Source organism: Sphingomonas mali NBRC 15500, assembly GCF_001598415.1.
Taxonomy (GTDB): Bacteria; Pseudomonadota; Alphaproteobacteria; order Sphingomonadales; family Sphingomonadaceae; genus Sphingomonas; species Sphingomonas mali.
The window spans coordinates 139,002-157,790 of record NZ_BCYX01000004.1 but is presented as its reverse complement, the minus strand read 5'-3'; the positions used below and the strand labels follow the sequence as shown (position 1 = coordinate 157,790).

Here is an 18,789-nt window from a genome sequence, read left to right as displayed (position 1 = left end):
CCGCGCGCAATGGTCCCCAGCGATCCCCAGACCGGAAACTCCCTGTTCCTGCTGTCGTTCAGGCAGCGCGGCGAATTGTCGGCGATCGCGGCGGAGGCGGGCTGGCGCGTGGTGGCAGCCCGGCGCGGCGACGGCGCGGCTCGGCGGTATCTCGGCAGTGGCGCGGCATTGGCCGTACTCGATGCTCGCGGGGCGCTTGGCGAGGGGCTTGTCGTCGCCAGGGCATTCGGTGAGGCGGCGCGGGTTCGCGGCGGCGCCTTGCTCGTGCTGGTGTCGCGTGACGATGTCGCCGCGCTGGGCGATTTCCATGCCGCCGGGGCGACTCATTTTCTGGCCAGCCCGTTCACCGAGCTCGAATTCGCCCAGGCGCTGCGGTTCGCGTGGCGCTTCGTCGAACGGATCGCCGGCGATTGGGATCGCGGCCGCGCGGTCGACCTGCTCGGCTGGCGCTACAATCGCCGCACGCGCCGGGTGCGCTTGACGCCCGCTTTGGGCAAGCGGCTGGATCTCGGCGAAGAAATCTCACTCGATACTGCCCTGCGCGCGCTGCCGCCCGACGATCGCGCGGCAGCGGTAGCGGCCGTTCGCCGTGTCGGCGTTGGCGGAGCAACGGCCTTCGCGCACGATTATCCGGGGGTCGGTCGGCTGGTTCATCACGTCCAGGCGACGACAGGCGATCCCTGGGTCCATGGATTGATCGAGGAACTCGGCACCGCCCCCGACGCGGCGGCGGAAACCGAGGAGGCAATCGAAGGCGCATTCGATGCTGGCGCGGCCCGTGCGTGGCTCGATCGCCGGCTGCAGCGCGGCGAACGCGCCAGCGCAATCCTGATCGCGCTCAGCCGCTTCGATCTGGTCAATAGCGGTTATGGCCGGCCCGCCGGCGATGCGTTGATCCGGGCGGCGGTCAGGCGGATCGCCGGGGTCGCCCGCACGACGCTCGGCAAGCGACAGATCGTAGCGCGCCAGAAGGGCCCCGAATTTCTCGTTGGGCTAGAGGAAGCGGCGGACGCGGAAGCGCTGGCGGGGGCATTGGCCGAGGCATTGGCGCGCCCTTTTGCGATCGACGGCACCTTGGTGGCGGTCGGCGCGCGGCTGGGGGTAGCCGCGGCGCACGCGAACGAGACGGTCGATGCGTTGTTGCGGCGCGCCAATGACGCGCTGGACGATGCGCGCGCATCCGACGGCGCGACGATCCGCGTCGCCGATGAACCCGCAATCGCCGAGGCGCTATCGGTCGATCTGCGCCGGGCGATCGAAAGCAACGAGATCGCGGTGCTGTTCCAGCCGCAAGTGGCGATCGCGACGGACAAGATCGTCGGGGTGGAAGCGCTCGCGCGATGGGAGCATCCGCGCTTCGGCGCGATCGGTGCCGATCAATTGTTCGCGGCGGCCGATCGCGCCGATCTGGGGCTCGCTTTGTCCGATCATATCCAGCGGTTGGCGCTCAGCCGGGCGGCCGCCTGGCCCGAGGCGCTGTCCGGCCTGCGCTTGTCGATCAACCTGACCGCGGCCGATATCGCGCGGCCCGGCTTTGCCGATATCCTGCTCGACCGTATCGATGCCTCCGGGTTCGCGCGCTCACGCCTGACCGTCGAGATCACCGAAAGCGGGCTGATCGACGATCTCGGCGTGGCGTCGTCCTTGCTCACCGGGCTCAGGCAGGCAGGGTGCCGGGTGGCGATCGACGATTTCGGCACCGGCTATTCGAGCCTGGCCTATCTCAAGGCGCTGCCGCTCGATTATCTCAAGATCGACCGCAAGCTGGCGCAGGACATTGGCGGATCGCCGCGCGACCGCATCGTCGTGCGCGGCGTGATCGAAATGGCGTTGTCGCTCGGGCTGTCGGTGATCGCCGAGGGGGTCGAAACCGCCGAACAACTCGACCTGCTCGCCAAGGAAGGCTGCCAATATTATCAGGGCTTCCTGTGTGCCGAGCCGTTGACCAGCGCGGCGCTTGCCGATCTGGTCGCGGGGTGAGTGACGATCCGCAGAATCTCGGCGGGGTCTGGTACGGTCGCTACGATGCATTGGGCTATGCCGATACCAATAGCTTCGTCGCACGGCTTGACGATCATGGCGGCGCGATCCGGGAACGATCACCGAGCCCGATACCAGCGGCGGAACTGGAGTGAGGCGGGCCTTTGTCAGCGGCACTCGAAGCGCATCGGGGCTCCGGTTCGTAAAGCAATATGACGGCGGTGCACTGGCACACGCGGTTCGCTATTCGGGCCAGATCAATAGCGACGCGACCGAGATATCAGGCACTTGGATAATCGTGAGCCATCACGGCATCTTCACGATGCGCCGCGAGAAATTCGCCGAGATCGACCTCGAACGCGAAGAGGAGGTCGAACTTGTCGGCCCTCAGGACGCCCTCTTCATCCGCTGATCGACGATCCGCTCGAACTGCGCGCTGGCGCCCTTGGCCAGCATGTCGAGCAATACCAACGCGTCCTCGTCGATCGGGCGGCCGCTGCGCCAATAGGCGCCGACCGCCGCAACTGGCCTGCCGACACCGATCGGGGCCATCGCCAGGCCGATGAAGTAGATCGAAAGATAGGCTTCGAGCGGCACGCGGAGATCGACGCGGAGGTCGGGAATGACGATCGTCCGGCGCTGCGTCATCGCCATGCCCGAGATGCACGAACCGATCGGAAAGCGCCGCCCGGCCCATAAAGGCGCGATCGAATCCTCTCCGACATAATGGACCTGATCGCGCTCGCGCATCGCCACTGTCACCCCGTCACTGCCCAGGATGGCGCGCGCGCGCGACCGTAATATCTCCAGTATCTCGGCGAGCGACTGGGCTTTCGTCAGTGCATCGGTCGCGGCGGTCATGAGCCGCAAGCGTTTGAAACGGACCGTCTTCTCCATCGCTCCTACCCCACGCGCGAATCCTGGCATTACGCCCAGGGAGTAAAGATTAATTCTTTTTGGACCAATTTATTGTCAGGTCAATCGATCGCGCAAATGCGCGGCGATCCGCATTGCGTTGGCGACGATGGTCAGCGTGGGATTTAGGGCGAAGGGCCTATCCCGCCGCCTTCGCCAGCCCCTTCGACAATTGCAGCGCGCCGTTGAGCCGCGCCTGGGGATCGCCCCATTCGCGGGCGATCACCAGCTTGCTGTCGGGACGCAGCTTGGCCACGCCATTGAGCCGCGCGACATAAGCCAGCAGGCCGTCGACATTGGGTGGCTTGTCGTCGTGGAAGCTGACCAGCGCGCCCTTGGCGCCGACATCGATCTTGGCGACGCAGGCTTTCTTGGCGTTGAGCTTGATCTCGATAAGCTTGATCAAATTCGCGGTCGGCTCGGGCAGCGGGCCGAAACGGTCGATCATCTCCGCCGCGAAAGCCTCGATGCCGTTCTGGTCGTCCAACTCGTTGAGGCGGCGATAGAGGCCCATGCGCAGGTCGAGATCGGGGACGTATTCCTCCGGGATCATGATCGGGGCGTCGACCGTGATCTGGGGACTGAAATCGCGCGGGCGCTGCGCCAGGCCACCGGCGCGGGCGTCGAGGATCGCTTCCTCGAGCATCGACTGGTAGAGTTCGTAGCCGACTTCGCGGATATGTCCCGATTGCTCGTCGCCGAGCAGGTTGCCCGCGCCGCGGATATCGAGATCGTGGCTGGCGAGTTGGAACCCGGCGCCCAAGGTATCGAGATCCGACAGCACCTTGAGCCGCTTGTCCGCGGTTTCGGTGATGACGCGATTGGCCGGCGTCGTCAGATAGGCATAAGCGCGTGTCTTGCCCCGCCCGACGCGCCCGCGCAGCTGATAGAGCTGGGCGAGGCCGAAACGGTCGGCGCGGTGAACGATCATCGTGTTGGCGCTGGGGATATCGAGCCCGCTTTCGACGATCGTGGTCGACACCAGGACCTCGAACTTCTTGTCGTAGAAGGCGGACATCCGCTCCTCGACTTCACCCGCCGCCATCTGGCCGTGCGCGACGACATAGCGCACCTCGGGGACGTGCTCGCGCAGGAATTCCTCGATCTCGGGCACATCCTTGACGCGCGGCGTGACGAAGAAGCTCTGCCCGCCACGATAATGTTCGCGCAACAACGCCTCGCGCAGCACCACCGGATCCCAGGGCATGACATAGGTGCGGACCGCCAGGCGATCGACCGGCGGGGTCTGGATCACCGACAATTCGCGCAAGCCCGACATCGCCATCTGGAGCGTACGCGGGATCGGCGTCGCGGTGAGCGTCAGGACGTGAACGTCGGTCTTGAGCGCCTTCAGCCGTTCTTTGTGGGTGACGCCGAAACGCTGTTCCTCATCGACCACGACGAGTCCGAGCCGCTTGAATTCGATGCCTTTGGCCAGGATAGCATGGGTGCCGATCACTACGTCGATCGTGCCGTCGGTCAGACCTTCCTTGACGGCCTTTGCCTCCGCGCTGCCGACCAAGCGCGACAGTCGTCCGACCTTGATCGGAAAGCCTTCGAACCGCGCCGCGAAATTGTTGTAATGCTGGCGGGCGAGCAGGGTGGTGGGACAGACGACGGCGACTTGCATCCCGCCCATCGCCGCAACGAAGGCGGCGCGCAACGCGACCTCGGTCTTGCCGAAGCCGACGTCGCCAACGATCAGCCGGTCCATCGGCTTGCCCGATGCGAGGTCGTCGAGCGATTCGGCGATCGCGCGGTCCTGATCGTCGGTTTCCTGATAGGGGAAGCGGTCGACAAACGCCGGATAGCCCGATGAATCGGGCTGGGCGACATCGGCCTGGCGCAACGCGCGCAGGGCGGCGGTCGCGATCAACTCGCCGGCGATCTCGCGGATGCGTTCCTTCATCCGCGACTTGCGACGCTGCCAGGCTTCGCCGCCGAGACGATCGAGCGTGCCGCCTTCGTCGCCGCCATAGCGGCTCAGGACTTCGAGATTCTCGACCGGAACGTAGAGCTTGTCTCCGCCGGCATAAGTCAGCGCGACGCAATCGTGCGGGGCCTTCTGCACCGGGATCTGAGTCAGGCCCTCGTATCGGCCGATGCCATGATCGGCATGGACGACGAGATCGCCCGGGGTAAGCGTCGCGAGTTCGGCAAGGAAGGCGTCGGCCGACTTCTTGCGGCGGTTGCGGCGGACAAGGCGGTCGCCGAGCATGTCCTGCTCGGTGAGCAAGGCGATGTCGGGCGCGGTGAAACCATGGTCGAGCGGCAGGATGACGAGCGCGACACCGCGATCGGCGGCGCCCTGCGCTTCCTGCCAGGTGTCGACAAGCGTCAGCCCGGTCAGTTCGTGGTCTTTGAGCAACCCGGCGAGGCGCTCGCGCGACCCTGCGGAATAGCTGGCCAGGATGGGTTTCTTGCCGTCTTTCCGTAGCTTGTCGAGATGCTCTACGACCGCTTCGTAGATGTTGACGCCGCTCGCGCGCTCCGGCGCGAAGTCGCGTGGGCCGTCGACCTCGAAGTCGAGCACGGTGTCGCTCGGCGGCTCGTGGAACGGCGTGGCGAGGTGCACCTTGGCCTGATCGAGCCGAGTCGCCCATTCATCGGGAAGCAGGTACAGCGCCCCTGGCGCGAGCGGACGATAGCTGCCGGGATCGCTCGACTGCGCTTTCAGGCGGTTGGCGTGATAGTCCGACACTGCCTCGAATCGCTGTTCGGCGGCCGCGGTGACTCCCGATTCGCGGATCACCAGCGCATCGTCGCCGAGATGGTCGAACAGCGTCTCCAGCCGCTCCTCGAACATCGGCAGCCAATGCTCCATACCCGCCAGCCGCCGGCCGTCGCTGATCGCCTGGTAAAGCGGGTCGCCGGTCGCGGTCGCGCCGAACTTCTCGCGATAGCGGGTGCGGAAGCGCTTGACCGTTTCCTCGTCGAGCAAGGCTTCGGACGCGGGCAGCAAGGTGAAGCCATCGACGCGCCCCGTGGTGCGCTGGTCCGCGGCGTCGAAGGTGCGGACGCTCTCGATCTCGTCGCCGAAGAAATCGAGCCGCAGCGCCTGTTCCTCGCCGCTCGGGAACAGGTCGACCAGCCCGCCGCGTACAGCGAACTCGCCCTGGTCGTGGACCGTGTCGGTGCGGACATAGCCATTGGCCGACAGCAACACGGCCAATTTGTCGCGGCCGATCCGCTCGCCCGGCGCAAGGCGCGCGACGAGCTGGCGAATGCGGAACGGGGTGAGCGTGCGCTGAGTCGCGGCATTGGCGGTGGTGACGACGAGTTGCGGCTTCTTGGGCGGCTGTTGCAGGCGATGAAGTGCGGCCAGGCGTTCGGCCATGACCCGCAAGGTCGGGCTGGCGCGGTCATAGGGCAGGCAGTCCCACGCCGGATAAGAGACGATCTCGATCTCGGGCGCGAAGAAGCCGGCGGTCGCCGCCACCGCGCGCATCTCCGCCTCGTCCGGCGCGATCAGCACGACGCGGCCGGGCACCTGGGCGCGGGCGAGATCGGCGAGCAATACCGGCAGGAACCCCGCCGGGACGCCGGCGAGGGTCAGGGGGGCTTTCGCGGAGAGGATCTTGCGCGGGTCGGTCATAGCTTTCCTAGGTCGTCATGCCGGGCTCGTCCCGGCATCCAACGCGCAACAACGGTCGACGTCCGTTGGGGAGCATTGGACCCCGGAACAAGTCCGGGGTGACGCGAACTCTTGTTACTTCTCGATCGGTACGAAATTCAGCTGCTTCATCGTGTCGATCATCGGCCCTTGCCATTGCGCCGGCACGTCCTGCGTCCCGATCGCCCAGGCCATGATGTCGACGTCCTGTTCCTCCAGGAAGGTTTCGAACCAGTCGATCTCGGCGTCGTTCCACGTCGCGCCGTGCGCGTCGAAGAATCCGCCGATCATCAGGTCGGCTTCCTTGGTGCCGCGGTGCCAGGCGCGGAAGCGCAGGCGCTTGAGGCGGATGTCGCGGTCCATGACACTCCAACGGCAATTGGCCGGCGGCGCGTTGACGCGCAGTCGGCTAGGGTTAGGAAGGAGCAGATAATCATGCGCCCCGATATCCTCAACCCGCTCTTTGCCGAAGTGACCGCGCTCAAGGGCGTAGGGCCCGGCCTTGCCAAGCCGCTCGACCGGCTGGGGCTGCATCGTGTGGTCGATGTCGCGTTCCATCTGCCGACCGGGTTCATCGATCGCGTGCCGCGCGACGAGCTCGACATGGCCGATGCCGGTCGGACGATCGCGATCACCGTGACGCCGGTCGATTACCGCACCAGCAGCAGTCCGCGCGGGCCGATGCGCGTCCACGCCACGGACGCGAAGGGCAATTATGTCAGCCTGATCTATTTCGGTGGGTCGTCGGGCTGGGTGAAGAAGCTGTTGCCGCTCGGCGAGCCAAAGCGCATTTCGGGCAAGCTCGAAATGTACGGTCAGGAATTGCAGATCGTCCATCCCGACCTCGCTGAGCCCGGCGAGGGCTTCCGCGAGCGCGAGGCGATCTATCCGCTGTCCGAAGGGCTGACCTCGCGCCGCCTGGGGCAGATGGCGCACCAGGCGATCGAACGCGCCCCCGATCTGCCCGAATGGATCGAGCCGGGGGTCAAGGCGCAGCACCAATGGCCCGACTGGCGCGACGCGCTTGGCCGAGCGCATGCCGATCCCGCCGATCACAAGGCGCGCGAGCGGCTGGCCTATGACGAGCTGTTCGCCAATCAGCTCGCTTTCATGCTGGTGCGGCAATCGTCGCGGTCGCGTAAGGGCCGGCCGCTCAACGGCGATGGGCGGCTGCGTGGCATGCTCAACCTGCCTTATGCGCCGACCAATGCGCAGGCGCGGACGATCCGCGAGATCGAGGGCGACCTGGCGCAATCGGCGCCGATGCTGCGGTTGCTCCAGGGCGATGTCGGCTCGGGCAAGACCCTGGTCGCGACGATGGCGCTGCTGATGGCGGTCGAGGCTGGCGCGCAGGGGGCGTTCCTGGCGCCGACCGAGATCCTGGCGCGGCAGCATTACGATACGCTGCAGCGCATGCTCGCCGGGCTGCCGGTCAATGTCGCGGTGTTGACCGGACGCGACAAGGGCAGGGTGCGCGAATCGACCTTGATGGGATTGGCGGATGGCTCGATCCATATCCTGGTCGGCACCCACGCTATCTTCCAGGAAGCGGTTGCCTATCGCGACCTCGCGCTGGTCGTGGTCGACGAACAGCATCGCTTCGGCGTGGCCCAGCGTTTGCTGCTGCAGGAGAAGGGCGCCGCACCCCATTTGTTGGCGATGACCGCGACACCGATCCCGCGCACGCTGACCCTGGCGCAATATGGCGAGATGGACGTCAGCCGGCTCGACGAGATGCCGCCGGGACGCCAGCCGATCGAGACACGCGTGATGTCGGAGGACCGGCTGGGCGAGATCGTCGAGGCGTTGGGACGACATCTCGACAGCGGCGGACAGGCCTATTGGGTGTGTCCGTTGGTCGAGGAGAGCGAGAAATCGGACCTTGCCGCCGCCGAGGCGCGAGCGGGATCGCTACAGGCGCGGTTCGGCGATCGTGTCGGGCTGATCCATGGCCGCATGAAGCCCGCCGAGAAGGACGCAGTGATGGCGCGGTTTGCGAGCGGCGATCTCGGCGTCCTGGTCGCGACCACGGTGATCGAGGTGGGGGTCGACGTGCCCAATGCCACGCTGATCGTGATCGAACATGCCGATCGATTCGGGCTCGCCCAGTTGCACCAGTTGCGCGGTCGCGTCGGGCGCGGGACGGGGCGATCGATCTGTTTGCTGATCCGCGGCAATGGCTTGAGCGAAACTTCGCGCGCGCGCCTGGCGCTGATGCGCGAGACGAATGACGGCTTTCGCATCGCCGAAGAGGATCTGCGATTGCGCGGCGCCGGTGAGATGCTCGGCACGCGGCAATCGGGCGAACAGGGCTATCGGCTGGCGACCCCCGAGCATTTCGCCTCGCTCCAGCAGACCGCGCATGACGATGCCCGGCTGATGATCGACCGCGATGGCGGCCTCGATGGTCCGCGTGGTCAGGCGGCACGGACGGCGCTCTATCTGTTTGAACGCGATGCAGGGGTGCAGTTGCTGCGGTCGGGGTGAACGATCGGTTGCCCAATCTCAAACCGTCATGCCGAACTCGTTCCGGCATCCAATGTGCAACAACGGCCGAATTCTATTGAGGAGGCTTGGCCCGCGGAACAAGTCCGGAGTGACGATCGATGTGGAGCCGCGGTTGTCGACCCGCAGTCGTCCTCAGCGGACGTTCTTCAGCAACGCCGCGAGCAGTTCGTAATATTCGGCCATGCCGATCGGCCGGTCGAGCTCGCAGCCAATCCGCCCACCAAGCGACCAGCGCACCTCGGCGACGACTACGCCGACGACGGGAAGGGTGATGTGCAGCCGTTCGCCGATTGGGCGGTCGGTGTCGACTCGGGCCATGAGCCCCTGCGCCGACATGTTGACGACCAGGATCGATACCGGCCGGGCATCCCCGCCGAAAGCGCGCGCACGGTAATGAACCTCATCCCGTGGAGCATCGCGTTGATCGCTATAGGCCAGTGCCGCGCCCATCGATTCCTTTTCCGTTCGCCACAATGAGTAACGACCAGCGCATGAAAAGCTTGAAAAGGAACGTGTTTAACGCCTGTTAGCCATACTCATGCGGGTGTGAGCAAACCGTGATGCTTCTTGCCGGCCGACACGCGCACCGGATTTCCCGCCATTACGATGGTGAACGCCTCGTCCGCCACTTTTTCACCGTCGACTCGTGCGCCGCCGCCGGCGATCAACCGTCGCGACTCGCCCTTCGACGCGCAGAAGCCGAGGCCGATCAGCGCATCGATCAGGGCTATCGAGCCGGGCACCGCGAGCGTCGGCAGGTCGGCGCCAGCCGACCCTTCCTCGAACGTCTTGCGCGCGGTTTCGGCTGCGGCCTGCGCCGCCTCGGGGCCGCGGCACATCGCGGTCGCGGCATTGGCGAGGACGATCTTGGCCTGGTTGATGTCGGCGCCTTCGAGCTTTTCGAGCCGTTCGATCTCGTCGAGCGGCAAGTCGGTGAACAGCCGCAGCCTTTTGCCCACGTCCCGATCGTCGGTGTTCCGCCAGAATTGCCAGTAATCGTAATGCGGCAATTGGTCTTCGTGCAGCCAGACGGCGCCCGACACGGTCTTGCCCATCTTCGATCCGTCGGCGTTGGTGATCAGCGGCGTGGTGACCGCGAACACCTCCGTACCGTCGGCACGCCGGGCGAGATCGACGCCGTTGACGATATTCCCCCATTGGTCGGACCCGCCCATCTGCAGCCGACAGCCCAGCCGCCGCGACAGTTCGAGGAAATCGTAGCCCTGCAGGATCATGTAGTTGAATTCGAGGAACGACAGCGACTGTTCGCGATCGAGTCGCAGCTTGACCGAATCGAAGCTGAGCATCCGGTTGACCGAGAAATACTGCCCAATGTCGCGCAGGAACGGCAGATATTCGAGCTTGTCGAGCCAGTCGGCATTGTTGACCAGCACAGCGTCGGTGGGGCCGTCGCCAAAGGTGAGGAAGCGTTCGAAGATGCGCCGGATCGAGGCGATGTTCGACGCGATCGTCTCCTCGGCCAGCAGCTTGCGCGCTTCATCCTTGAAGCTCGGATCGCCGACCTTGCTGGTCCCGCCACCCATCAGCACGATCGGCTTATGTCCGGCCTGTTGCAGTCGGCGCAGCAGCATGATCGACACCAGATTGCCGACATGCAGCGACGGCGCGGTCGCGTCGAAACCGATATAGCCAGGCACGACCTGCTTCGTCGCCAACGCGTCGAGTCCCGTCGCGTCGGTCATCTGATGGATATAGCCGCGTTCACTGAGCAGGCGGAGCAGGTCGGATTTGTAATCGGTCATGATGGCGGCGCGGGTAGCATCGCGACTAGCGACTCGGCAACTTCGACAAGGGGTCGACCGGCGTACGGCCTTGCCGAAGCTCGAAATGCACTTCCGGCCGGTCGGCGAAGCCGGTGTCGCCCGACAGCGCGATCGTCTGGCCGCGCTTCACCGCCTGTCCGCGCGTCACGATCACGCGGCTGGCATGGCCGTAGACGCTGGTCCAGCCATTGCCATGGCGGACCATGACCAATCCGCCGAGCCCGGCGATGCTGTCGGTGGTGTAGATCACCACGCCATCGGCCGCCGCCCTGATCGGCGTGCCCAGCGGCACCGCGATCTTGATTCCGTCATTGCGTTCCCCGCTCGCGCCGCCGCCGAACCGCTTGACAACGCGGCCACTCGCGACCGGCCAGAGGAACGGGCCGCTGAGCGGCGAGGGCGCCCCGACCGCCGCGGTCGAGGGCAGGGCTCTCGTCACCGACGTGGCCGGGCGAACCGGCCTGACATTATCCGGAATGGCGGGCTCGCCGCCGCCGGTCGCGATATCGCCAAGGTCGATCTTGAACGCCGCCGCGCGCTCGGCGAGCGTCTGGGGCGGTCGCGTGCCGCCGGGGATCAGGATACGACGACCCGACCGCAGCACATAGGGCTCGATCAGGTTGTTGGCGGCCACGATGTCGGCCCAGCGGACGCCATAAGCCCGCGCGATCGCGATGCCCGATTCGCCCGGCCGGACGAGGTGGTAACGGCCGCCCGGAATGCGCAATTGCTGCCCGGCGCGGATGGTGAAGGGCGACTCGATGCCATTCGCCCTGGCGATGATCTCCGAACCCGATGCGGTCTTGTCGGCGACGCCGCGCAATGTGTCGCCGGGCCGCACGATATAACTCGATTCGGCGATCGTCCGAGCGTCGGGCGTGACCGGCCGCGCCTCCCAGGCTGGCGGTGCCGAGGGCGGGGCGGGAGCCTCATCCTGCGGCGGCGACGAGTCATAATCGGCCGTGGGCGCCAAACCGGCGTCCGACGGTCGCGCATAATCGGTCTGCGGGATGCATCCCGAGAGTCCGAATATCAAAAAGACGAGTGTGATCATTCGCATCGCGGGCCCCCCCTGCGTTACCGATACGCTTTCTCCAGCATAGCCAGTGAATCGCGATGCGTCAGGTCCATCTGCAATGGCGTGACGGTGACGTAACCCATTTCGATCGCTTCCAGATCGGTATCGACGGCCGGCGAGTGCTCCACGCGGCCCAGGCCCATCCAGTAATAAGCGAACCCGCGCGGGTCGGTGCGCTCGATCACCTTGACCCGGCCATAATCGCGCAACCCCTGATGGACGACGCGCACGCCCTTGACTTCATCGGGCGGGATCGGCGGAAAATTGACGTTGACGACGATGCGCGGATCGACCGGCGCGGCGATCAACGGCGCCAGCACGCGCTCGCCCCAGGCTTCGGCGGTATCGAAGGTGACGTCGTGGCCGGGGGCTTCGGCACCGTAGCGCTGGCTGATCGCGATCGACCGGATGCCGGCAAGCGCGCCTTCCATCGCCGCGCCGATCGTGCCCGAATAGAAGACATCCTCGCCCAGATTGGCGCCACGATTGACTCCCGACAGGATCAGATCGGGCTTGGCGTCGCGCATCACATTGGCCAGCGCGAACATCACCGCGTCGGTCGGCGTGCCACCGACAGCATAACGCTTATCGGCGAAACGCTTGACGCGCAGAGGCTCGGTCAGCGTCAGCGAGCGGCCCTTGCCCGATTGCTCCTCGGCTGGGGCCACGATGGTGATGTCGTCGGAAAAGCACCGCGCCAGACGTTCGAGCACGGCAAGACCGGGCGCGTAATAGCCGTCATCATTGGTGAGGAGGATCCTCACGCCTTGGGCTCGAGCCGGTTCAACCCACCTAGATACGGTTGCAGCGCGTCGGGGATCGCGACCGCGCCGTCTTCCTGCTGATAATTTTCCAGGATTGCGACCATCATCCGGCCCACGACGAGGCCCGAGCCGTTGAGCGTGTGGACGAACGAAGGCTTGCCGTCCTCGCCCCGGAAGCGGGCGTTCATTCGCCGCGCCTGGAAATCGGTGCAGGTCGAACAGCTCGAAATCTCGCGATAGCGGCCCTGGCCCGGCAGCCAGACTTCGAGGTCGTACGTGCGCGCGGCGGAAAAGCCCATATCCCCGGTACAGAGCTTCATCCGTCGGAAGGGGAGACCGAGCCGGGTCAGCACGTCCTCCGCGGCGGCGGTCATCCGCTCATGCTCGGCTTCCGACTGATCGGGCGGCACGATCGAGACCATTTCGGCCTTCTCGAACTGGTGCTGGCGAATGAACCCGCGCGTATCGCGTCCCGCGGCGCCCGCCTCGGAGCGGAAGCAGGGGGTCAAGGCGGTGAAGCGCAGCGGCAGGTCGTCGGCGGCGAGGATCTTTTCCCGCACGATGTTGGTCAACGACACTTCAGAGGTGGGGATCAGCCAGCGACCATCGGTGGTCTGGAAAAGATCCTCGGCGAACTTCGGCAATTGCCCGGTGCCGAACATCGCTTCGCTGCGTACCATGAGCGGCGGTACGACTTCCTCATAGCCATGATGCCTGGTGAGGATATCGAGCCCGAACTGACCCAGCGCGCGATTGAGCCGCGCTGCAGCGCCGCGCACCAACGTGAAGCGCGCGCCAGCAAGCGCCACGCCGGTTTCGAAGTCCAGCCCGAGCGCCGGGCCGATCGCATCGTGTTCGCGAATATCGAACGCGAAATCGGGCTTGATGCCGCGCTCGTGCATCAATTCGTTATCGTCCTCGTCGGCGCCTTTCGGCACGTCGGCGAGCGGCAGATTGGGGATCGCGGCCAGCGCCTCGTTCAGCGCGGCTTCGGCGGCGCGTTCCTCTTCTTCCAATTCGGGCAGGCGCGTCTTGAGGGTGGCGACCTCGGCCATCAGTGCGCTCGCCGTCGCTTCGTCTTTGGCGGCCTTGGCCGCGCCGATCGCTTTCGACGCCTCGTTGCGGCGAGTCTGGCTGGCCTGCAATTCGGTGATCACCGCCCGGCGTTTCTCGTCGAGCGCGAGCAGGTCCGACGCCATCGGTGACAGGCCACGGCGGGCCAGGCCGGCATCGAAAGCTTCAGGGTCGTCGCGGATCAGGCGGATATCGTGCATAACGGCGTGGCTATGACGAGGCGGGGCGGCACGCGCAACCCGGCGCGGTGCTGCGGCGTTGATCCGCCGAAACCGTGAGGAGAAACCCCATGCAGCTACGCCACGATATTCTGGTCCTCGTCGCCGATGGGCGTAAGGCGTTGTTTCTGCGAAACGAAGGCGACGGCGTGCACCCGAACCTGGTGGTCGAGCATGCCGAAGCGCGGATCAACCCGGCCGATCACGAGCAGAAGACTGACGGCCCGGGGAGCGTCGCCAACATGATGGCGTCTCCGCGCAGCACGGTCAGCGAGGTCGATTTCCACCGATTGGAAGAGGACAGGTTCGCCGCCGACATCGCGGCGATGTTGAAGGAACGGGCGCTCGCCAACGAGTTCGAATCGCTCATCATCGCCGCGCCGCCGCACACGCTGGGTGAGCTGCGCAAACATTATCACGTCGAAGTCGCCGACAGATTGGCCGGCGAAATCCCGAAGGACCTGACCGGCCATCCAATTTCCGAAATCGAGAAAGCGTTATCCGCGGCTTAGGCCGCGATCGTCTCGGCTTTCTTGTTCGCCAGGCGTTTGCGCGCGACCATCGCGGCCGCGGCACCGCCAAAGAGCAGGATCATCGGCGGCGCCGGAACCGGGGCTGGCGTGCCGCCGGTCGATCCGGTCGACGAGCCGTGGCCGCCAGTCGAGCTCCAGCCGCCGTTCGACGACCAGCCGCCGTTCGAGCTCCAGCCCTTGGACGACGAACCGTAGCTCGACGACGAAGTCGACGAGGAGCCCGACGTCGAGGAAGATCCCGAGCTGGCCGATGAGTTGGATGAGCTCGATCCGTTCGAGGACGAAGACGTCGAGGACGACGATCCATTCGAAGAGCTCGAGGTCGACGAGGAGGACGAGACGTCGCCCGACGACGAAGTCGAGGACGAGACGTTGCCCGAGGATGACGAGGACACATTGCCCGACGAAGAGGACGAGGTGCTGCCCGAGGAGAAGCCGCCGGTCGAGGACGAGGTCGAGGACGAGCCGCCCGAGCTGGATGAGGTCGACGAGATCGCGATCCCACCGCTGCCACCGCCGCTGCCGCCGAAGCCGCCGACGAAGAACCCGCCGCTACCGCCGCCCCAACCGCCACCGCTGCCGCCGACGATCGGCACGCCGCCGCTCGATCCGGTGAATGCAGGCGGCATCGGCAACGGCGTGCCCCCGGCGACTGTCACCACCGCGGGGGGGCAAGTCGTCGTTGTCGTCACGACCTTGCGAACGCGTGATCGGGCGGCGCTCGCCACCCGGGCCCGCACGACGTGCCGCTTGTACGTCTTGGCATAAACGGGTCGAGCCTTGGCACCGTCGGCCACCTTGACCGCACCGCCGCCGATAATGGCGCCACCACATGCGCAGGCGCAAAGTTTAGCCATCGCCATCCGGACAGACATCGCGTCTACTCTCTCTCTAACCGTCGCTGTCTCCACAGAGACGGTGGTGATTCTCGCAGTTACTTCGCTGCTAGTGCGTTAGTGCAAAACAAAGAATTAAGCGCAATTCCGTTAACCAATTATAGTCGCCCGATTTGATCTTTATATCGATCGATGGGGGTGCGGTTATGGTTAACGTGTCATTGTGATACGACGTGGGTTAACTTCTTCGCCCGATCCGGCGTCTCGATCTATGACCAGGGGATGAAGGCGAGGTTCACCCCGTCGTCATCGACCCCGCATTATCGTGCCCGGAACGCGACCGATCTTTCGTCTGTCGTCAATCGCTTGTGGAGCCGCTTCCGCACCGCTATAGGCCCGCTCGTCATTAGGGGTCCGACAGGCGCACGGGAACAGTGTTCCAAGGGCCAAGCGGAGAGTGGGGATGGCAACGGCTTTGAATCGCATGGATGATTCCAGTTTCAGCGTACCGGCCAACGATGGCGATGGTTATCGGCCGAGCCCTGACGAACCTTTTATGAATCCCCGTCAGCAGGAGTATTTCCGCGACAAGCTGCTGCGTTGGAAGGAAGCGATCCTCAAGGAAGCGGAAGTGACCTTGTCGCAGCTCCAGGTCGAGCCGCTGCGTGAGGCGGATTTGACCGATCGCGCCTCGAGCGAGACCGACTGGTCGATCGAGCTGCGCACGCGCGATCGTCAGCGCAAGCTGATCTCCAAGATCGATGCCGCGCTGCGCCGACTCGATGAAGGCGAGTACGGCTATTGCGAAGTCACCGGCGAACCGATCTCGCTCGGCCGACTCGAGGCGCGGCCGATCGCGACGATGACCGTCGAGGCGCAGGAGCGCCACGAGCGCAACGAGAAGGTGTCGCGCGAGGATTGATTCGATCCATTCCGGATTCGATTTTTTCTGGTCCTGCGGTTTAACGCTTTCGACAGTGTTTCGGCCTATGCGTTCGCGGGCGGCATGGACCCGTTTTTGGCAGGCATATGGACCACATTTCGCACGACCCCCTAACCGATGGCGGCGCCGAAGACGCGGCGGCGCAGCGTAACGATACGCGCGATAGCCTGTTGCTGGTGGCGCGGTTTCGCATCGAAGGGTCGCGCGAAACCATGCAGGTGCGGGTCCGCAACCTTTCGTCCGGCGGGCTGATGGCCGACGTGCCCAGGCCGATCGATATCGGTACGATGGTCGAAATAGAGGTTCGCGGCGTGGGCTGGGTAAATGGCCGCATCGCCTGGGTCGCGGCGGGCCGCGCCGGCGTGGCGTTCGATCACCCGATCGATCCTCAGGCCGCGCGCAAACCGGTCGTGGCCAGTTCGAGCCCGGTCAAGGACAAGCCGATCAAGCCGCTATTCTGACGGGACGACCCGGGCGCATCGCACCCGGGACCGTCGCGCGCGCGGTTAGATTGCCGCGATTGCTTCCTTCACTCGCAATTTTTGCTTCTTGAGATTCGCGAGGATGCGGGTGTCCGGCGCCGGACGCTGGCTTTCGGCAGTGATTTGCCGGTCCAGCACCATATGCTTCGCCTCAAGAGCCGAAAGGTGCGAGTTCTGCATGGGAGCGGCCTCCTTCATCAAGGTGGGTGGACCAATAGAACACGAGTCGCGCGATTTGTCGCCATCGATTTCACTTTCGATTCGACGCGGCGCATCGTTTTGGCGACAGATCGGTCATCGAGGAGCCTGGGGACGCGGAGAGCGATGGACGAAGCGCAGATCCACAAACGGCTGGACGCCCTCAGGACCGAGCATCGCGACCTCGACTCGGCGATCGAGGCGTTGCGGGTATTGGGGTCGAGCGACCAGCTCCAGATCGCCCGGCTGAAGAAACGCAAGCTGCTGCTGAAGGACGAGGTTACCGCGCTGGAGAACCAATTGATCCCCGACATCATCGCTTGATCGAATTTGGGACGCGATGGTCCTTTCGCCGCTTGCGGGAACCGGCATTTGTGGCAATCGTGTTGCGCATGACAGGGGAAGTCACCGAACTACGCATCCACCGCAAGATGATCGACTCGCTCTATGTCGAGGCGATGGTGCTGGCGGACGAGGCGCGGGGCTATTTCGACCAGGGCGCGCGGGTCGAGCGCGAGGCGCTGGATCCGCTCGGCCGCGTCACCTTCTCGTGCGAATCACTCAAGGTGACGACGCGGCTGATGCACGTCATCGCCTGGCTGCTGACCCAGCGCGCGGTCGATTCGGGGGAATTGTCGCCGCGCGATGCGCTCGACCCCGCTCGGCGTCTGGGCGATGCGCCGGTGACCGACGGCGGAGTGATCGCGCAGATGCCGGCGGATGCGCGCGCGTTGATCACGGCCAGTATCGATCTCCATCGTCGGGTAGCACGCCTGGACGGCGCCCAGATCGACTCGCTACCTGCCGACAGCCCTGTGCAATGGATGCAGGCCCGTCTGGCGATGGCGTTCTAAAAGGTCGTCATCGCCCGTCGCACTAAGTGAGCGTCACAGCGCCGCTATGCGCGCCTTCGCTGCCTTATACTCGGCTTCCAGCCGATCGACGCGCGCCGCTACCGACTCGATCTTGTCGATCACGCCGATGCCCTGGCCCGATCCCCAGATATCCTTCCAGGCCTTGGCTTCGCGATTGCCGCCGAAGTTCATCGTGCTGAGATCGCCCTCGGGCAGGTTGTCGGGATCCATTCCCGCCGCGACGATCGAGGCGCGCAGATAATTGCCGTGCACGCCGGTGAACAGGCTCGAATAGACGATATCCGCCGCCTTGCTCTCGACGATGCCCCGTTTGTAGGCCTCGACGGCATTGGCTTCGTCGGTCGCGATGAAAGGCGAGCCGATATAGGCCAGGTCGGCACCCATCGCCTGCGCGGCGAGCACGGCGCCGCCGGTCGCGATGGCGCCCGACAGGACCAACGGGCCATCGAACCACTGCCGGATTTCCTGGGTGATCGCGAAGGGCGACAGGCGCCCGGCATGGCCGCCGGCACCCGCCGCGACCGCGATCAGGCCGTCGGCGCCCTTTTCGATGGCCTTGCGTGCGAAACGGTCGTCGATGACGTCATGGAGCGTGATGCCGCCCCAAGCGTGTACCGCTTGGTTGAGTTCTTCGCGCGCGCCGAGGGACGTGATGGTGATCGGCACTTGCCATTTCGCGCAGATGGCGAGGTCGCCTTCCAGCCGGTCGTTCGACTTATGAACGATCTGATTGACCGCGAAGGGGGCGGCAGGGCGATCGGGATTGTCGCGGTTCCAGGCCGCAAGCTCCTCGGTGATCCGGTGCAGCCATTCGTCGAGCAGGGTCTGCGGTCGCGCGTTCAAGGCGGGAAACGACCCGACGATTCCCGCCTTGCATTGGGCGATTACCAAATCGGGTCCGGAGATGATGAACAGCGGCGACCCGATCACGGGCAGGCGCAGGCGATCGAATATCGGCGTCCTCATGCCGGTTTCATAGCGCAACCGA

At 65.3% G+C, this 18,789-nt stretch carries 21 protein-coding genes; 11 read left to right on the top strand and 10 right to left on the bottom strand.

What is annotated here, in order from left to right:
- Positions 1-9 precede the first annotated feature (9 nt).
- Genes SMA01S_RS05660 through SMA01S_RS05655 form a run of 3 tightly spaced genes read left to right on the top strand, consistent with a single transcriptional unit; the run spans position 10 to position 2,392 of the window.
- A complete protein-coding gene (locus SMA01S_RS05660) occupies positions 10-1,980 on the top strand; it encodes a putative bifunctional diguanylate cyclase/phosphodiesterase (protein ID WP_066819023.1) in 1,971 nt (656 codons plus the stop codon).
- The gene (locus SMA01S_RS24480; protein WP_157093820.1) at positions 1,977-2,135 is read left to right on the top strand and encodes a hypothetical protein; all 159 of its coding nucleotides are present in this window, start codon (positions 1,977-1,979) and stop codon (positions 2,133-2,135) included. Before SMA01S_RS05660 ends, SMA01S_RS24480 begins: the two co-directional genes overlap by 4 nt.
- On the top strand, positions 2,132-2,392 hold the full coding sequence (locus tag SMA01S_RS05655) for a hypothetical protein (RefSeq protein ID WP_066819020.1): 261 nt from the start codon (positions 2,132-2,134) through the stop codon (positions 2,390-2,392). Before SMA01S_RS24480 ends, SMA01S_RS05655 begins: the two co-directional genes overlap by 4 nt.
- Here SMA01S_RS05655 and SMA01S_RS05650 read toward each other — a convergent pair.
- From SMA01S_RS05650 to SMA01S_RS25090, 3 genes are all read right to left on the bottom strand, one after another.
- Positions 2,368-2,877: a GAF domain-containing protein gene (locus SMA01S_RS05650; protein WP_066819018.1), complete on the bottom strand. Its 510-nt coding sequence runs from the start codon at positions 2,875-2,877 to the stop codon at positions 2,368-2,370. The two genes, SMA01S_RS05655 and SMA01S_RS05650, sit on opposite strands and share 25 nt — an antisense overlap.
- 157 nt (positions 2,878-3,034) lie before the next feature.
- Positions 3,035-6,490 (bottom strand): transcription-repair coupling factor, encoded by a 3,456-nt coding sequence (mfd, locus tag SMA01S_RS05645; RefSeq protein WP_066819016.1) that lies wholly within the window; start codon positions 6,488-6,490, stop codon positions 3,035-3,037.
- Between the two features lie 114 nt (positions 6,491-6,604).
- Positions 6,605-6,871 (bottom strand): FAD assembly factor SdhE, encoded by a 267-nt coding sequence (locus tag SMA01S_RS25090; RefSeq protein WP_066819014.1) that lies wholly within the window; start codon positions 6,869-6,871, stop codon positions 6,605-6,607.
- 15 nt (positions 6,872-6,886) lie between these two features.
- On the opposite strand from SMA01S_RS25090, the gene recG reads away from it, so the two are divergent.
- Entirely contained in the window at positions 6,887-8,995 is a 2,109-nt protein-coding gene (recG, locus tag SMA01S_RS05635) for an ATP-dependent DNA helicase RecG (RefSeq protein WP_439654300.1), read from the top strand.
- Positions 8,996-9,148: 153 nt separating this feature from the next.
- On the opposite strand, the gene SMA01S_RS05630 is transcribed toward recG, so the two are convergent.
- The 5 genes from SMA01S_RS05630 to serS form a co-directional block, all read right to left on the bottom strand.
- Positions 9,149-9,466, bottom strand: a complete 318-nt coding sequence (locus SMA01S_RS05630) for a PilZ domain-containing protein (RefSeq protein WP_066819011.1) — start codon at positions 9,464-9,466, stop codon at positions 9,149-9,151.
- Positions 9,467-9,552: 86 nt separating this feature from the next.
- Positions 9,553-10,779, bottom strand: a complete 1,227-nt coding sequence (tyrS, locus tag SMA01S_RS05625) for a tyrosine--tRNA ligase (RefSeq protein ID WP_066819008.1) — start codon at positions 10,777-10,779, stop codon at positions 9,553-9,555.
- A gap of 25 nt (positions 10,780-10,804) precedes the next feature.
- Positions 10,805-11,860, bottom strand: coding sequence for a LysM peptidoglycan-binding domain-containing M23 family metallopeptidase (locus SMA01S_RS05620; RefSeq protein ID WP_066819005.1), 1,056 nt, complete (start codon positions 11,858-11,860; stop codon positions 10,805-10,807).
- Positions 11,861-11,877: 17 nt separating this feature from the next.
- Complete coding sequence (surE, locus tag SMA01S_RS05615; protein ID WP_066819002.1) at positions 11,878-12,642, bottom strand: 5'/3'-nucleotidase SurE; 765 nt, start codon at positions 12,640-12,642, stop codon at positions 11,878-11,880.
- Positions 12,639-13,916: a serine--tRNA ligase gene (gene serS, locus SMA01S_RS05610; protein WP_066818999.1), complete on the bottom strand. Its 1,278-nt coding sequence runs from the start codon at positions 13,914-13,916 to the stop codon at positions 12,639-12,641. The genes surE and serS overlap by 4 nt, the downstream gene beginning before the upstream one ends.
- 89 nt (positions 13,917-14,005) lie before the next feature.
- Here serS and SMA01S_RS05605 point away from each other — a divergent pair, with 89 nt between their 5' ends.
- The 5 genes from SMA01S_RS05605 to SMA01S_RS05590 all read left to right on the top strand — a co-directional run bounded on the left by SMA01S_RS05605 (position 14,006) and on the right by SMA01S_RS05590 (position 16,707).
- Positions 14,006-14,446, top strand: coding sequence for a host attachment family protein (locus SMA01S_RS05605; protein ID WP_066818997.1), 441 nt, complete (start codon positions 14,006-14,008; stop codon positions 14,444-14,446).
- A 21-nt stretch (positions 14,447-14,467) separates the two neighbouring features.
- On the top strand, positions 14,468-14,662 hold the full coding sequence (locus SMA01S_RS24475) for a hypothetical protein (protein ID WP_157093818.1): 195 nt from the start codon (positions 14,468-14,470) through the stop codon (positions 14,660-14,662).
- 60 nt (positions 14,663-14,722) lie between these two features.
- Positions 14,723-15,235 (top strand): hypothetical protein, encoded by a 513-nt coding sequence (locus SMA01S_RS24470; protein WP_066818994.1) that lies wholly within the window; start codon positions 14,723-14,725, stop codon positions 15,233-15,235.
- 531 nt (positions 15,236-15,766) lie between these two features.
- Positions 15,767-16,225, top strand: coding sequence for an RNA polymerase-binding protein DksA (gene dksA, locus SMA01S_RS05595; RefSeq protein ID WP_066583685.1), 459 nt, complete (start codon positions 15,767-15,769; stop codon positions 16,223-16,225).
- Positions 16,226-16,332: 107 nt separating this feature from the next.
- A complete protein-coding gene (locus SMA01S_RS05590) occupies positions 16,333-16,707 on the top strand; it encodes a PilZ domain-containing protein (protein WP_066818992.1) in 375 nt (124 codons plus the stop codon).
- A 45-nt stretch (positions 16,708-16,752) separates the two neighbouring features.
- Here SMA01S_RS05590 and SMA01S_RS24105 read toward each other — a convergent pair whose 3' ends face one another.
- Positions 16,753-16,908: a YdcH family protein gene (locus tag SMA01S_RS24105; protein ID WP_084250123.1), complete on the bottom strand. Its 156-nt coding sequence runs from the start codon at positions 16,906-16,908 to the stop codon at positions 16,753-16,755.
- Positions 16,909-17,052: 144 nt separating this feature from the next.
- Here SMA01S_RS24105 and SMA01S_RS05585 point away from each other — a divergent pair, with 144 nt between their 5' ends.
- Both SMA01S_RS05585 and SMA01S_RS05580 read left to right on the top strand, forming a co-directional pair.
- The gene (locus tag SMA01S_RS05585) at positions 17,053-17,250 is read left to right on the top strand and encodes a YdcH family protein (protein ID WP_066811480.1); all 198 of its coding nucleotides are present in this window, start codon (positions 17,053-17,055) and stop codon (positions 17,248-17,250) included.
- Between the two features lie 68 nt (positions 17,251-17,318).
- Positions 17,319-17,780 (top strand): DUF1465 family protein, encoded by a 462-nt coding sequence (locus SMA01S_RS05580; protein WP_066819268.1) that lies wholly within the window; start codon positions 17,319-17,321, stop codon positions 17,778-17,780.
- Between the two features lie 33 nt (positions 17,781-17,813).
- On the opposite strand, the gene SMA01S_RS05575 is transcribed toward SMA01S_RS05580, so the two are convergent.
- The gene (locus tag SMA01S_RS05575) at positions 17,814-18,767 is read right to left on the bottom strand and encodes an NAD(P)H-dependent flavin oxidoreductase (protein WP_066819265.1); all 954 of its coding nucleotides are present in this window, start codon (positions 18,765-18,767) and stop codon (positions 17,814-17,816) included.
- Positions 18,768-18,789: the final 22 nt, after the last annotated feature.